Origin of the sequence: Thermomonas paludicola (assembly GCF_024498955.1) — a bacterium.
GTDB lineage: Bacteria > Pseudomonadota > Gammaproteobacteria > Xanthomonadales > Xanthomonadaceae > Thermomonas > Thermomonas paludicola.
Map to the genome: position 1 here is coordinate 653,264 of NZ_CP093311.1, position 14,920 is coordinate 668,183.

At 68.0% G+C, this 14,920-nt stretch carries 12 protein-coding genes; 4 read left to right on the plus strand and 8 right to left on the minus strand.

Translation table 11 applies throughout. The annotated features are described in order from the left end of the window. Nucleotides 1-3: 3 nt before the first annotated feature. The 7 genes from LIW09_RS03160 to LIW09_RS03190 all read right to left on the minus strand — a co-directional run bounded on the left by LIW09_RS03160 (nucleotide 4) and on the right by LIW09_RS03190 (nucleotide 7,908). Nucleotides 4-435, minus strand: a complete 432-nt coding sequence (locus LIW09_RS03160; protein WP_256646519.1) for a hypothetical protein — start codon at nucleotides 433-435, stop codon at nucleotides 4-6. Between the two features lie 71 nt (nucleotides 436-506). Then, nucleotides 507-1,202: a deoxyribonuclease V gene (nfi, locus tag LIW09_RS03165; RefSeq protein ID WP_256646520.1), complete on the minus strand. Its 696-nt coding sequence runs from the start codon at nucleotides 1,200-1,202 to the stop codon at nucleotides 507-509. After that, nucleotides 1,202-1,702, minus strand: coding sequence for a SixA phosphatase family protein (locus LIW09_RS03170; protein ID WP_256646521.1), 501 nt, complete (start codon nucleotides 1,700-1,702; stop codon nucleotides 1,202-1,204). Before LIW09_RS03170 ends, nfi begins: the two co-directional genes overlap by 1 nt. Before the next feature lie 69 nt (nucleotides 1,703-1,771). Then, the gene (gene mfd / locus LIW09_RS03175; protein ID WP_256646522.1) at nucleotides 1,772-5,317 is read right to left on the minus strand and encodes a transcription-repair coupling factor; all 3,546 of its coding nucleotides are present in this window, start codon (nucleotides 5,315-5,317) and stop codon (nucleotides 1,772-1,774) included. Between the two features lie 65 nt (nucleotides 5,318-5,382). Continuing rightward, entirely contained in the window at nucleotides 5,383-5,973 is a 591-nt protein-coding gene (locus LIW09_RS03180) for a GNAT family N-acetyltransferase (RefSeq protein ID WP_256646523.1), read from the minus strand. 79 nt (nucleotides 5,974-6,052) lie between these two features. Next, nucleotides 6,053-6,991 carry a DUF808 domain-containing protein gene (locus LIW09_RS03185; protein ID WP_256646524.1) on the minus strand — a complete coding sequence of 313 codons (939 nt, stop codon included), beginning with the start codon at nucleotides 6,989-6,991 and terminating at the stop codon, nucleotides 6,053-6,055. 59 nt (nucleotides 6,992-7,050) lie between these two features. Next, nucleotides 7,051-7,908: a 23S rRNA (adenine(2030)-N(6))-methyltransferase RlmJ gene (locus LIW09_RS03190; RefSeq protein WP_256646525.1), complete on the minus strand. Its 858-nt coding sequence runs from the start codon at nucleotides 7,906-7,908 to the stop codon at nucleotides 7,051-7,053. A 67-nt stretch (nucleotides 7,909-7,975) separates the two neighbouring features. Here LIW09_RS03190 and creB point away from each other — a divergent pair, with 67 nt between their 5' ends. The 4 genes from creB (at nucleotide 7,976) to LIW09_RS03210 (ending at nucleotide 13,309) form a co-directional block, all read left to right on the plus strand. Continuing rightward, nucleotides 7,976-8,653 carry a two-component system response regulator CreB gene (gene creB / locus LIW09_RS03195; RefSeq protein WP_256646526.1) on the plus strand — a complete coding sequence of 226 codons (678 nt, stop codon included), beginning with the start codon at nucleotides 7,976-7,978 and terminating at the stop codon, nucleotides 8,651-8,653. Nucleotides 8,654-8,659: 6 nt separating this feature from the next. Next, nucleotides 8,660-10,105: a two-component system sensor histidine kinase CreC gene (gene creC, locus LIW09_RS03200; protein WP_256646527.1), complete on the plus strand. Its 1,446-nt coding sequence runs from the start codon at nucleotides 8,660-8,662 to the stop codon at nucleotides 10,103-10,105. A gap of 87 nt (nucleotides 10,106-10,192) precedes the next feature. Continuing rightward, nucleotides 10,193-11,575, plus strand: coding sequence for a cell envelope integrity protein CreD (gene creD, locus LIW09_RS03205; protein ID WP_256646528.1), 1,383 nt, complete (start codon nucleotides 10,193-10,195; stop codon nucleotides 11,573-11,575). A 132-nt stretch (nucleotides 11,576-11,707) separates the two neighbouring features. Next, nucleotides 11,708-13,309, plus strand: a complete 1,602-nt coding sequence (locus tag LIW09_RS03210; protein ID WP_256646529.1) for a M20/M25/M40 family metallo-hydrolase — start codon at nucleotides 11,708-11,710, stop codon at nucleotides 13,307-13,309. Nucleotides 13,310-13,372: 63 nt separating this feature from the next. Here the strand turns inward: LIW09_RS03210 and LIW09_RS03215 are convergent, their stop codons facing one another. Beyond that, complete coding sequence (locus LIW09_RS03215; protein ID WP_256646530.1) at nucleotides 13,373-14,902, minus strand: Ppx/GppA phosphatase family protein; 1,530 nt, start codon at nucleotides 14,900-14,902, stop codon at nucleotides 13,373-13,375. Between the last annotated feature and the right edge of the window lie 18 nt (nucleotides 14,903-14,920).

The following is a 14,920-nucleotide window of genomic DNA, read 5'->3' on the forward strand; positions in this document are numbered from 1 at the left end:
GCGTTACGGCGTGGCAGGCGTGATGCTCAGGGTGGCCGCCGGGGCGATGCCGCGTGCCAGCGATTCCAGTTTGATGCGATAAACGCCCAGCGTTACGTCGGTTTGTGCGCCGCGCATCGGGCTGGTATGCAGCGACACCTCCCTCGCGCCGCCCTGCGTCGGTTGCCAGCGCAGCTGGATCTCGGCATCGCCGGCCCAGACGCATTGCACATCGGGCGGGCAGCGGGAGTCGTTGACCAGGCTGAGGTAGGTCAGGCGGCTGTTGTCGGCCAAGGTGGCCTGTTCCCCGATGTTCAGCGTGATCATGTGCGCATGTGCCTGTGCGGTGGTCCCCGGGCCGGGGTGGGCGGTTGGCGTTGCGGTGCCGGGATCCTGCGCGGCGCTGGCGCAGCTTGTCAGCAGGAGCAGTGCAAGAAGGCTGGGGATGCGGGTCATGTGCGGGCTCGCGTGAACGGTCAGGCTTCTTCATACACCAACCCGGGTGAATGCGGCGTGCTGCGTTTGCGTCAGCCTGATGCAGGCGGCTTGTGGTCGCGCCGAGAGGCGATGCGGTCGGCAAGCCGGGTGGGTTCGGGCAGCCGATAGGTGGTGACGAAGCGCATCACCAGTTCCGGCGCGGAGGCCATGGCCACGCGATGGCCGGGCGACACCACCAGTGGCAGGCAGCCGGGCTTGCTGCGCAGCAGCCAGCCGATTTGTTCGCGGCCGTCGCGCAGCGGCGTGAACGCGCCACGCATCTCATGCAGGGCCAGGCTTGCGCTGCCTACGAGGATTTTCTTGGCAACGCCAATGCTGGGCAGGCCGCTGGCGACGCCGAAATGCGCGGCAATGCCCAGCCTGCGGGGATGGGCGATGCCGTGGCCATCCACGAACACCAGGTCAGGCGGCTGTTTCAGCATCGCCAGCGCCTCCAGCAGCGCCGGCAATTCGCGGAAGCTGAGCAGGCCGGGGATATAGGGCATGCGGGTGGGCAGTCGCGCCACTTGCTGGTCGATGACCTGCAGCGTGCACGCATCCAGCAGCACGGCGGCGGCGCGGGTGGTGGTGCCGTCGTCCTCGAACCCGACGTCGAAGCCGGCGATGGTGGCCAACTGTTTCGGAAAGCCGTCGCGCAGCGCAACCCGGGTTGCCAGCGTCTGTTGCAGTTCGCGCATGGCGGCACCATTGCCGCTCCATTCCGGTAGAGGTGACTGCGTCGCCATCAGTCGTGGTCCTCGCGCAGTTGGGCATGGCCGCTGCGGTCGAAACGCACGGTGTAGCGGATGCCATAGAGGCGCTCGTCCATGTCGCTGACGTCGCAGCGGCACAAAATGCGCGCCAGCGGCGGCAGGGTGTCGCTGTGCCCCACGATGAGCACGGTGCCAACGGGATGGGCCTTGCGCAGGCGGACGGCAAACGCGGCGGCATCGGCAGCATCGTAGTCTTCGATCGGCAGGCCATGCGACTGCGCCGTGGGCGTTGCGGTTTCCCGCGTGCGGCGAGTGGGCGTGCTGTAGATCGCTGACAGCGGCGTCCTGGCCAGCTGCGAGGCAAGGCGCGTGGCGCGCGCCTGGCCGGCGGTGGTGAGCGGTGGGTCTTTCGCCACCGTGGTGTCTTTCTCCGCATGCCGAACCAGCAGATAGGTGGCCGGCGCCGCGGGTTCGGCAGGCACGCCGGCGCAGGCAGCCAGCAGCAAACAGGCAAGCAACAACGGTGTGCGCATGGCGAATCGGGGTCCTGCTGGATAGCGGAAGGGGCGAGGGGTTGAATGGTGGTTCTGCATGATCGCCGGCTAGCTCGGCCGCAGCGCGGCCAGCAGGCCGCGTGCGGCGTTGAAGCGGGTGGCCGCGTCGGGCAGTTCCAGGGTGATGCGCAGTTTGTCCGGGCCGTCCATTCGGTAGTGCTTGGGCTGGCCCTGGATCAGGCGGATCACCGCCATCGGATCGACATTGGGTTTCTCCACGAACTGGATGCGGCCGCCGTTGCCGCCCAGATCCAGTTTGCGGATGCCGAGCGCCGTGGCCTGAAGCTTCATGTCCGCAGTGGCGAACAGATGCTTGGTGGCCTCGTGCAGCAGGCCGAAACGGTCGATCATCTCCACTTGCAGCTCGCGCAGCGCATCGGCATCGCGCGCGGCGCTGATGCGTTTGTAAAGCGTCAGGCGCGCGTGCGGATCCGGCAGGTAGTCATCGGGGATCAGCGCCGGCACGTGCAGGTCCACGTCGGCGCCGAAGCGGTCGCTGTCGTCGGTATCGGGCAGCTTGCCTTGCTTGATGCTGCGCACCGCGCGCTCCAGCAGTTCGGTGTAGAGGCTGAAGCCCACTTCCGCCATCTGCCCGCTCTGGTCTTCGCCCAGCAGTTCGCCGGCGCCGCGGATTTCCAGATCGTGGGTGGCCAGGGTGAAGCCGGCACCGAGTTCGTCCATCGAGGAAATCGCGTCCAGCCGCTTGCGTGCATCGGCGCTGATGCTGCGGTGATCGGGCACCAGCAGGTAGGCGTAGGCGCGATGGTGGCTGCGGCCGACGCGGCCGCGCAGCTGGTGCAGCTGGGCCAGGCCGAACTTGTCGGCGCGGTTGATGACGATGGTGTTGGCGTTGGGGATGTCGATGCCGGATTCGATGATGGTGGAGCACAGCAGCACGTTGAAACGTTGCTTCTGGAAATCGAGCATCACCCGTTCCAGTTCGCGCTCCGGCATCTGCCCGTGGGCGATGCCGATGCGGGCATCGGGGACGAGGGCCTGCAGTTCGTCGCGCATGCGGCCGATGCTTTCCACGTCGTTGTGCAGGAAATACACCTGGCCGCCACGTGCCAGCTCGCGCTGGAAGGCTTCGTTCAGCAGCGCCTCGTCCCAGGCGTGGACGAAGGTTTGCACCGCCAGGCGGTTGGCTGGCGGGGTGGCGATGATGGACAGGTCGCGCAGTCCGCTCATCGCCATGTTCAGCGTGCGCGGGATCGGCGTCGCGGTCAGCGTCAGCAGGTGCACGTTGGCGCGCAGCTTCTTCAGGCTTTCCTTTTGGCGCACGCCGAAACGCTGCTCTTCGTCGACGATGACCAGCCCGAGATCGGTGAATTTCACGTCCGGTTGCAGCAGGCGATGGGTGCCGACGATGACGTCGAGCTTTCCGTCGGCCAGCTTTTCGAGTTCCGCCGCAATCTCTTTCTTGCTCTTGAAGCGCGACAGCACTTCCACCCGCAGCGGCCAATCGGCGAAACGGTCGCGGAAGTTGCGATAGTGCTGCTCGGCCAGCAGCGTGGTGGGCACCAGCACCGCCACTTGTTTGCCGGCGCTGGCGGTTGCGAACGCGGCGCGCACGGCCACTTCGGTCTTGCCGAAGCCGACGTCGCCGCAGACCACCCGGTCCATCGGTTGCGAGGACGCCAGGTCGCGCAAGACCGCTTCGATGGCGGCGTGCTGGTCGGGCGTTTCCTCGAACGGGAAGGTGGCGGCGAACGGTTCGTACATCGCCCGGTCCACGTCGATGGCCAGGCCCCGCCGTGCCTGTCGTTTCGCCTGGATCTCCAGCAGCTCGGCGGCGACGTCGCGGACCTTGTCGGCGGCTTTTTTCTTCGCCTTCGCCCACTGCTCGCCACCCAGGTTATGCAGTGGCGCGGTGTCGGGGTTGGCGCCGGAGTAGCGGCTGATGCGGTCCAGCTGCGCCACCGGCACGTACAGGCGATCGCCCTTGGCGTATTCGATGTCGAGGAATTCGCCGGGCATGCCGCCGACGTCCATCGCCACCAGCCCGCGATAGCGGCCCACGCCATGGTCTTCGTGGACGATGGGCGCACCCAGGGTGAGTTCGCCCAGGTCGCGGATGATCGCTTCCGGCTCGCGACCGGCGCGTTTGCGGCGACGCGGTGAGGCGGCGCGTTCGGGGAACAGCTGGCGCTCGGTGAGGACGCAGAGCGCAGGCGCGTCCAGCGCGAAGCCGTCGTCGAAGGGGGCGACGGAGATGGCAAATGTCGCGCTGTCATTCCCGCGAAAGCGGGAATCTTCCAAGCCGTCATTCCCGCCTTCGCGGGAATGACGAGCAAGGGCGAAAGCAGCCCAGCTCTCAAACACTTCAGGCTGCAGTCCCGCCGCCTGCAGTACTTCCAGCAGTGCTTCGCGGCGGCCGGCGGAGTCGGTGGCGATCAGTACCCGGCCCGGGTAGCTGCGCAGGAAATCGCGCATGGCCTGGCCGGGAGGCTGATCCTTCGCCACCAGCGGCAGCGCGGGCGCGGGCTGTACCGGCAGGGCGCGCGCATCGCCGTGGCGCGGATGCGCCGCGCCGCAGACCTCGATGCGGTCGCCGCGATTGAGCACTTCACGCAGCGCATCCGGCGCCAGCCACAGGTCGGTGGGCGGCAGCAGCGGGCGTTCCACGTCGTGGCGCAGTTGTTCGTAGCGTTGGCCGGTGTGCGCCCAGGCGCTGTCGGCGGCCTCCAATGCGCCGTCGCACAGCAGCGGCAGCGCGTCGGGCGCAAGGTAGTCGAACAGCGTTTCGGTGCTGCTGCCTGCGCCACGGCGTGGCGCGAAGAACAGCGGCAGGTAGTACTCGATGCCGGCCGGTGCCAGCCCGGCTTTCAGGTCCTGCACCAGTGCGCTGCGGCGCGTGTCGATGTCGAAGCGCTCGCGCAGCGCATCCAATGCGCGCTGCACGTTGGCATCGTCCAGCGGAACCTCGCGCCCCGGCAGCAGTTCGATGGACTGGATCTTCTCCAGCGACCGCTGGCTCTCCGGATCGAAGGCGCGGATGCTGTCGATCTCGTCGTCCAGCAGTTCCAGCCGGAACGGCGCGTCGGCACCCATCGGATACACGTCCAGCAGCCCGCCACGCACGGCGAAATCGCCGGGGTCGTACACCTGCGGCACGTTGCGATAGCCGGCCGACTCCAGGCGCCGCTTCTCGGCGTCCATGTCCATCCGCTGGCCCACGCGCACGCTGAAGCGGTTGCCCAGCACGTGCGTGCGCGGGGCGAGGCGCTGCATCAGCGTGGTGACCGGCACCACCACGATCCCGCGGGCGAGTTCGGGCAGCCGGGCCAGCGTCGCCAACCGCTGGCTGACGATCTCCGGATGCGGGCTGAAGCGGTCGTAGGGCAGGGTTTCCCAGTCCGGGAAGCCCAGCACCGGCAAGGCGTCGCCGCCTGCGGCGAGCGTGCGCAGGTCGGATTCCAGCTGGTGTGCGGCGTGATTGTCGCGCGCGATCGCCAGCACTGGCCCGGCGTGGCGCCGCGCGGCGGCAAGCAGGGCGCAGGCCAGCGCGGTGGTGGAGGCCGGCTGGCGCCAGTAGGCGCGGGTCTGGCCGGCGCGCGGCAACGGGATATCGAAAGACAGGGCGGAATCAGGCATCGAAAAGAACACCGGCGCCGGACGCGGCGCGCCAGCGCTTCAAGGGTCGGATTGAGGCGTGCAGTTTACCGGCTGGCGGATAACGGCATCGACGGCAACGGCGGGTGTCTGGGTTTGGGCGGTGGAATATCCAGCACCACGCGCACCAGGCCGGCTTCGCCGGTGGCTTCGCGGTGGAAGCCCAGCGACTGCGCCAACGCCTGCATCGGCAGGTTGCTTTCCAGCACGTCGCCGTACACGCGTTGCACCTTGCGCCCCTTGGCCCAGCGCACCAGCCGCCGCATCAGGTGGCGACCCAGGCCCATGCCGTTGACGTAGTGGCTGACCAGAATGGCGAATTCGGCGTCCTTGCCGTTGTTGTCGATGCAGATGCGCGCCACTGCGCCGACCAGCGCTTCGCCTGGCGGCAGCGGCTCGGCAGCCACCAGCGCGAAGTCGCGGCGCGGGTCGGGCCGGGTCAGCACGTCGGCCTGCTGCGCGCTCAGCTCTTTCATCGGATGCAGGAAGCGCTGGCGGATTTCGCCGGGTTCCAGCAGGGTGAAGGATGCCTGCATCGGGCCGGCATCTTCCGGCCGGATGGGGCGGATCAGGATGTCGCGCCCGTTGGCGAGGCGGATATGTTCGTGCCACGGGGGCATGCGGTTGCGGGCGGCCATGGCTGCATCATCGCGTGGACGGGGTTAAGAAAATGAATGCTGCGTGTCTGCCGCACCATGAACCCATTCCGGTGCCGGTTCAATGTGCCGAAAGACCCTTGCCGCGCAAGCGCGACAGCAGCGTCAGCGCGCCCAGCAGCAGGGTGCCGGCCACGATTCCGAAGGCGCCGTTGAGCAGGCTTCCCCACAGCCAGGCCAGTGAGCCTTGCGTCCACGCGCTGATGGCATGATGCAGCGGCGGCAGGCCATGCACCAGAATGCCGCCGCCGACCAGGAACATGGCGGCGGTGCCGGCCACCGACAGGAACTTCATCAGCCGTGGGGCGAAGGCAAGAATCGCGCGGCCCAGCGCGGCGCGCGCGCGACCGGCGCCCTCGCGCGCCAGGTGCAGGCCGATGTCGTCGAGCTTGACGATGCCGCCGACCAGTCCATACACGCCCAGCGTCATCAGCAAGGCGATGGCGACCAGCACGCCGAGCTGGGTCAGCAGCGGTTGCGACGCCACGGTGCCCAGCGAGATCACGATGATTTCGGCAGACAGCACGAAATCGGTGCGAATTGCGCCCTTGATCTTGCCCTGCTCGAAGGCCAGCAGGTCCACGGAGGCGTCGCTGACGGCGTGCGCCAGTTCGACGTGGTGCTGGGTGTCTTCCTGTGCGTGCAGGAGCTTGTGCGCCAGTTTCTCCACGCCTTCAAAGCACAGGTAGCCGCCGCCGATCATCAACAACGGCAGGATCAGCGGGACGCCGATGCCGCGCGATGTCAGCCACGCCTCCAGCGCCGCAATGGCCAACGCGGCCGGCACCAGGATGGCCTTGTTGACCAGTGACCCCTTGGCCACGGCCCAGACCACCGGCAATTCGCGCTCGGCGCGGATGCCGCTGACCTGCTGCGCATTCAAGGCCAGGTCGTCGCCCAGCACGCCGGCGGTCTTGCCGCTGGCCACCTTGGTCATCGCCGAAATATCGTCCAGCAGGCTGGCGATGTCGTCGAACAGGGCGAAAAAGCTGGAGGGCATGGCTGGTATGTTGGAGAAGGGCGCAGGATTCTCGCACAGGAGGCGTGTCGCCCATCGGTTCAGGCGGGCTGGCGCAGCCACTCCACCCGTGCGCTGGCGCCGCTCTCGCCCAGCGCGCGGCGCAGGGCGTCCAGCGTGGGCTGCATCGCGGCATCGAACTGCCACGGGGCGTTCAGCAGCAGCATGCCGCTGCCGTTCATGCGCAGCGGCGAATCGTCGGCGCGCACCAGCAGTTCCAGCAGCAGCGCGGATTTCGCCGGCAGCTTGGCGGCGGCGCGCCGGAACGGATGCAGGACGCGGCCCTGCTTGATGGGATACCAGAGCGCGAACATCCCCTGCGGCCAGCGCGCCAGCCCTTCGCGCAGGCTGGCAAGGGCGGTGTCGAATTCGTCCAACTGCGCCTCATAGGGCGGGTCGATCAGCACCAGCCCGCGCGCGAATTTGGTATCGCCCTGCCTGGGCGGCAGCAGCGCCTTGATTGCCGCATAGCCGTCGCGCTGGTGTACCGCCACCCGCGCGTCGCCGGCAACATTGGCTTTCAGCGCAGCGGCTTCTTCCGGCAGCAACTCGCAGGCAGCGATGCGATCCTGCGCGCGCAGCGCATGCGCCAGCAGCCAGGGCGAGCCCGGATAAGTGTGGGCGCCGTGCACTTGGCGACAGGCGCGCACGGCGGCCAGATAGCGTTGCAGCAGGGCATCCTTGGGTGTTTCGGCTTGCAGGCGGGCGATGCCGTCCTGCGCTTCGCCGGTTTTCTGCGCCGATTCGCCGTCCAGCCGGTACAGGCCGCGCCCGCCGTGGGTGTCCAGCGCGAAGCAGGGCGCTGGCTTGGCGGTCAGGGTGTCGCACAGCGCCAGCAGGACGACGTGCTTGAGCACATCCGCGTGGTTGCCGGCATGGAACGCGTGGCGGTAATTCATCGCCGCATTGTCGCATTGCACTGGACTTCACACTGGCCACTCAAAGCGGGGCACGCAGTCGGCTAGGATGCCGGCCATGCCCACCATCCTGCTGGCCGAAGACGAAAGTGCCATCGCCGAAACCGTGCTGTATGCGCTGCGCGCCGACGGTTACGCGGTCGAGCACGTGTTGCTGGGCGGGGCCGTGTTGCCGCGCCTGGCGCGTGGCGGCATCGATCTGGTGATTCTGGATGTGGGTCTGCCGGATTGCAGCGGCTTCGAGGTGTGCCGGGAGTTGCGCGCGGTCAGTGCGGTGCCGGTGGTCTTCCTGACCGCGCGCAGCGACGAGATCGACCGCGTGCTGGGGCTGGAACTGGGCGCTGACGACTACATGGCGAAGCCGTTCTCGCTGCGCGAACTGGTGGCGCGGGTGCGCGCGCGCCTGCGCCGGCACGAGGGCGGGCAGGCGCAGCGCAAGGGGCGCTTCGAGGTGGATGCGGCGGCCTGCCGCATTTCCTATGCCGGGCATGCGCTGGACATGACCCGTTACGAGCATGCATTGCTGACCGAGCTGCTACGCCGGCCGGGTGCGATTCTCAGCCGCGCGCAGCTGCTGGACCGGGTTTGGCAGGCTGCGCTGGAGTCCGGCGAGCGCACCGTGGACACCCATGTGAAGACGCTGCGCGCCAAGCTGCGCGCTGTGACCCCGGAGCGCGACCCGATCCGCACCCATCGCGGGCTGGGCTATTCCATCGACGTGGATTGAATCGGCTTGAAGATCGCGCTGCGCGTGCTGTTGGGGTATTTCCTGATCGTGGCTCTGGCCGCGTTGCTGCTGGGCAACGTGTTCGTGCAGCAGGTCAAGCCCGGGGTGCGGCAATCGATGGAAGACACGCTGGCCGATACCGCCAACGTGCTGGCGGAACTGGCCAGCGACGACCTGCTGGCCGGGCACATGGCCGATGGCCGGTTTGCCGAGCGGATGCGGGCAATGCCGCAACGCGAGCTGGGCGCGCGGATCTGGGGCGAAACCAAGCATCACGCCAGCTACCGGATCACCGTGACTGACGCGCGCGGGATCGTCCTCTACGATTCGGCGGGCCGCGACGTGGGGCGCGACAATTCGCACTGGAATGATGTCTATCGGACCCTGCGCGGGCAGTACGGCGCACGCTCCACCCGCGATGATCCGGCGGATGACGCCAGCACGGTGATGTATGTAGCCGCGCCCATCTTTGACAAGCGCGATGGCGATGCAAAGGGGCGCATCGCCGGCGTGCTCACCGTGTCCAAGCCGAACCGCAGCATCCAGCCGTTCATCGCGCGCAGCCAGCAGGTGATCCTGCGTTGGGGCGCGGTGCTGTTGGGCAGCGCGTTGCTGGTCGGCTTGCTGATGGCGTGGTGGCTGTCGCGGCAGCTGGCCGCCCTGCGCCGCTATGCCGATGCGGTAAGCGCTGGCGAACGCGCCAGCCTGCCGGCCGCTGCGGGCGAGTTTGCCGATTTGGGGCGCGCGCTGGAGAGCATGCGCGCGCAGCTGGAGGGCAAACAGTATGTCGAGCATTACGTGCATACCCTGACCCACGAGCTGAAGAGCCCGTTGGCGGCCATTCGCGGCGCCGCCGAGCTGCTCGAAGGGCCGCTGCCGGAGCCAGATCGGCAGCGTTTCGTGGCCCATGTCGGCGCGCAGAGCCGGCGCATGGCGGACCTGGTGGATCGGCTGCTGGAGCTGGCGGCACTGGAACACCGGCAGCACATCGCGCATGTCGAACGGGTGGAGCTGCAGCCGCTTCTGGAGGCCGCGGCGGAGGATGCAGCGCCGCGCGCGCAGGCGGCGCAGGTGGCGCTGCGTGTGCGGCCGGCCGCCGGCTTGCCGCCGCTGCCGGGCGATCCTTTCCTGCTGCGGCAACTGCTGGCCAACCTGCTGGACAACGCGATCGCGTTTTCCGAGCGGGGCGCCGAGGTGGAACTGCGTGCCGGATGCGAGGATGGGCGCGCATGGGTCGAAGTGGCCGATCGCGGGTCGGGCGTGCCCGCGTTCGCGCTGGCGCGCGTGTTCGAGCGCTTCTATTCGCTGCCGCGTCCGCGCGGAGGTTTGCGCAGCAGCGGCCTTGGCCTGAACTTCGTGGCCGAAATCGCCAAGCTGCATGGCGGCACGGTGCGGCTGGACAATCGTGCCGGCGGTGGTGCCGTGGCCCGGGTCGAGCTTCCTGCCAGTTGAGCACTTCACCCACGCTTCACCGTCGCCCCATCGTGACCTCAACCGCGCGCAGCAACCTGTCCGCACGATTCGGACAGGAGCACGGCGATGCGATTGGCGTTCAAGGCTGCGTTGATGGCGATGCTGACATTGGCGATTTTGATCCCGCTGCAGATGATTCGCGGCACCATTCACGAGCGGCAGCAATACCGCGAGGCGGCGGTGCGCGAGATTGGTGCCAGTTTTGGTGGGCGCCAGGTGTTGGCGGGGCCGGTACTGGTGGTGCCGTATGAAGAGCGCGTGGTTGAGACCGAGGGTGACGAGAACGGCGCGCGCAAGACGGTGCGCAGGAAATCCGGGCAGTGGACGTTCTTCCCCGACACCCTGGCCATCGACGGCACGTTGAAGCCGGATGTGCGCCGGCGCGGGCTGCATCAGGTGCGCGTGTATGAATGGGACGGCCAGGCGGTGGCGCGGTTCGACGTGCAGCTGCCGAGTGAGGAGGGCAACGTGCAGCGCACCATCGGGCAGCCGTGGCTGAGCCTGGGGATCGCCGATGTCGGCGGCATGCGCGGCGCGCCGCAGCTGACCGTCAACGGCGTGGCGGTGAAGGTCGAGCAGGGCATCGGCCATGCCGATGGCCCGGGCGTGCATGCGCGGCTGGCGGTGCCGGCGGCTGGCGCGCGGCTGCGTCTGGATGCGCGCGCCGCGCTGCAGCTGCGCGGTACGGAAACCTTCGCGATGGTGCCGCTGGGTGCCAACAACGATCTGCGCCTGCAGTCCTCATGGCCGCATCCGAAATTCGACGGAAAATCACCGCAGCAGGACATCGACGCCCGCGGATTCCATGCGCGCTGGCAGATCGCCGCGGTGGGAAGCAATGCCCAGCGCCGCTACTTGCAAACCCCCGTGCTGGCCCCGGGGCAGCAACTCGCCGAGTCGGCGGAGCAGGCGCTGGAGCGCGGAATGCCGTGGGCGGCGCCGGGCGATGCGGTCAGCGTGTCGCTGATCGACCCGGTCAATCCGTACCTGCAGGCGGACCGCGCCACCAAATACGGGCTGCTGTTCGTGCTGCTGACCTTCGTCGGCTTCTTCATGTTCGAGCTGATCAAGCAGGTGCGCGTGCACCCGATCCAGTACTTGCTGGTGGGCATGGCCATCGCGATTTTCTTCCTGTTGCTGGTCAGCCTGTCGGAGCACATCGCTTTCGGCCTGTCCTATCTGCTGGCGGCGCTGGCCTGCATCGGCCTGATCGGCGTCTATCTGGCGGCCGTGTTGCGCAGTACCGCCCGCGGCCTGGGCTTCGCCGCCATGCTGGGCACGCTGTACGCCGCGCTGTATGGCCTGTTGCTGTCGGAAGACAACGCGCTGGCGCTGGGCGCCGGCCTGCTGTTCGTGATTCTTGCCGCGATCATGTTGATCACCCGCAAGGTGGATTGGTACCAGGTCGCCATGCACCAGCCGGGCGCGGCGGACGGCGCGCGTTCTTGACCGAGACGGCGGGCAGAACGTGCATCGCGTCACGCCCGGTCGGGTAAAGGTGGCCGGGCATGACCGATGGCCCACGGCAGCGGGGCATGGCGCTCCTAGACTCGGGTATTCGATACCTGCATGGGGAATGCAATGAAACGAGGATTGCTGCTGACTGCGCTGTTGGCCGTGGGGATGGCGGGCGCACACGGGGTGGCCGCGCAAGAACGGGTCGACCTGGACATGACCGGGCGCATCCGCGCGGAAGCCTTCAACCATTCGCAGGTCATGGCAACCCTGGGCGAACTGACCGAAGGCATCGGTCCGCGGCTGACCAATTCGCCGTCGATGGCCAAGGCCAACGGCTGGGCGCGCGGCAAGCTCACCGGCTGGGGGCTGGCGAATGCACACGACGAGAGCATCGGCGTCTTTGGTCGCGGCTGGGAATTCACCGGCGCCAGCGCCGAGTTGGTGTCGCCGCGCGGCTTTCCGTTGCACGTGATTCCGTTGGCCTGGACGCCGGCCACGCCGGGCTTGGTGGAAGGCGAGGTCATCGCCGCCAAGCTCGAATCCAAGGCGGACCTGGAAAAATTCCGGGGCAAGCTGCGCGGCAAGATCCTGCTGGTCAGCGACGCGCGTCCGTATAAATTCGGCGAGAAGGCCGACTCCAGCCGTTATTCGGAGCAGGAACTGTCCGACCTGGTCGGCGTGGACGTACCGGCCGATCGCGACGGGCGTTCGCGCGACGAGATGATGAAGCGCTACCTTGCCCGGATGGCCTTCGGCCCGACACTCAACCAGTTTTTGGTGGATGAGGGCGTGCTGGCCACGGTCAGCATGAGCCGTTGGGACAACGGCATCCTGGTGCTGGGCGGTGGCGGGTCGCGCAAGGCCGGCGAGTCGGTCGGCGTGCCGGCGGTGGTGATGGGCGCCGAACACTACAACACGCTGCTGCGTGCGCTGGATCGCAAGGAAACGCCGCGGATGAAGCTCGATGTCGCCGCGCGCTTCACCGATGACGCCGACCAGCCCGGCTACAACACGATTGCGGAAATCCCCGGCAGCGGCCCGCATCGCGACGAGATCGTGATGCTGGGCGCGCACATGGATTCCTGGCATGCCGGCGCCGGCGCGTCCGACAACGGCGCCGGCGTGGCCGTGGTGATGGAAGCGGTGCGCATCCTCAAGGCGGTTGGCGCCAAGCCGGACCGCACCATCCGCGTGGCGTTGTGGAGCGGCGAAGAGCAGGGCCTGATCGGTTCGGCGAAATACGTCGAGGAGCATTTCGGCCATTACCCGGAACCGACCGACCCGGACGAGAAGGCGATCCCGGCGTTCTTCCGGCAAAGCAAGGGCGCGCTGGTGCGGGGCAAGGAATACGGCAAGCTGGCCGCGTACTTCAACCTGGACAACGGCAGCGGCAAGATCCGCGGCATCTACGCCCAGGAGAACATGGCGGTGGCGCCGATCTTCGAGGAATGGATGAAGCCGTGGCATGACGTGGGCGCGACCATCGTGACCCAGCGCAACACCGGCAGCACCGACCACATCAGTTTCGATGCGGTTGGCCTGCCGGGCTTCCAGTTCGTGCAGGACGGGCTGGACTACTTCACCAATGTCCACCACACCGACCTGGATACCTACGACCACGCATCGGCGCAGGACCTGAAGCAGGCGTCGGCGATCATGGCCTCGTTCGTGTACAACGCCGCCATGCGCCCGGCCATGCTGCCGCGCAAGCCGTTGGCGCACTGAAGCGCCGTGATGTCGTGATTGGAGACGGGCTGGCGTTCGCGCCGGCCCGTTTCTGTTGGTGCCTCATTCGCCGGCCAATTGCAGCTGCAGGCCCAGTCCAAGCATGTCTTCCGGCTCGGCTTGCAGGTCGGCGCGCAGCAGCGGGCGCGATTGCAGCCAGTGGCGTTCCACCTGCAGACACAACGTTTCCCCATTGGCCTGCAGGTGCATGTCGGGAACCGGCTGGTTGCTTCGCGAACGATGCAGCAGCACGGCCAGCCGCAGCAGTGCGGCGCTGTGGCGGGCATTGGCCTGCAACCGGTCCGGGATCATCTCGAATGCCGATTTCGGCACGCTGCGGCGATGGCTGCGCACCAGTGCGGCCAGGAAGCTTTGCCCCTGCCGCGAGAAGCCGGCGATGTCGGAATTCTGCAGGACGTAGGCGCCGTGGGTGTGATAGCCGCTGTGCGCGATGGCCAGCCCGAGTTCGTGCAGGCGCGCGGCGCGCGACAGCATCGCGCGGTCGTCGGCGCTCAGCGACCAGGCGTCTGCCACCTGATCGAACAGCTGCATCGCGCTGGCATTGACCCGCTCTGCCTGCGCCACATCGACGCCGTAACGCTGCATCAGCGCGGCCACCGACACATCGCGCGGGTCGTCGGCGCCGCCGCGGCCCAGCAGGTCGTACAGCACGCCCTCGCGCAGGGCGGCCTTGCTGACCTGCAGGCGGGTCAGGTCAAGCGCGGAAAACACCGCCTCCAGCACCAGTACGCCACCCGCGATGATCGGGCGGCGCTCGTCGGTGAGACCGGGCAGGCTGATGGCCTCGATCCTTCCGCAGGCCAGCATGCGGTCGCGGATCTCGGCCAGTGCCTCGCGGGTAATCGCGCCCTTGGTCAGCTTCAGCGACGCGCATATGTTGCCGATCGCCTTGTGGGTTCCGGATGTGCCGATGGCCTCGTCCCACCCCAATGCGCGGTAGGTGGCGGCGAATTGCTGCAGCTGCGCGGTGATTTCGGTCAGCGCCGTGTTCCAGCGCTTGCGGGTGAGCTTGCCGCCGGCGAAGAAGCGGCGCGTGCTGGCGATGCAGCCGACCTGCAGGCTCTCGCGCTCCAATGGCGTGAAGCCGCGGCCGATGATGCATTCGGTGGAGCCGCCGCCGATGTCGATGACCAGTCGCTTCTGGTCGGGGTGCGGGGGTTGTTCGTGGGCCACGCCCAGATAGACCAGGCGGGCCTCCTCGCGCCCCGAGATCACGTCGATGGCGTGCCCCAGCGCCGCCTCGGCAGGCACCAGGAAGGATTCAGGCGCGCGCAGCTGGCGCACCGTATTGGTGGCGACGGCGCGCACGTGTTCCGGCGGAATGTCCGCGATGCGCTGGCCGAAGCGCGCAAGGCAATCCAATGCGCGGCCGCGTACCTCCGGCGCCAGCCCGCCCAGCGCGTTCAGGCCCTCGGCCATGCGCACGGTTTCACGCAGCCGGTCCACCACCCGCAGCTGGCCCAGCACGGACTGCGCGACCACGATGTGGAAGCTGTTCGAGCCCAGGTCCAGCGCGGCCAGCAAGTCGCCTTCGCGCAGCGTCGTGGGGCTTCGGTTGGCGGGCGGATTCATGCGGGACGGCGCTGGGTA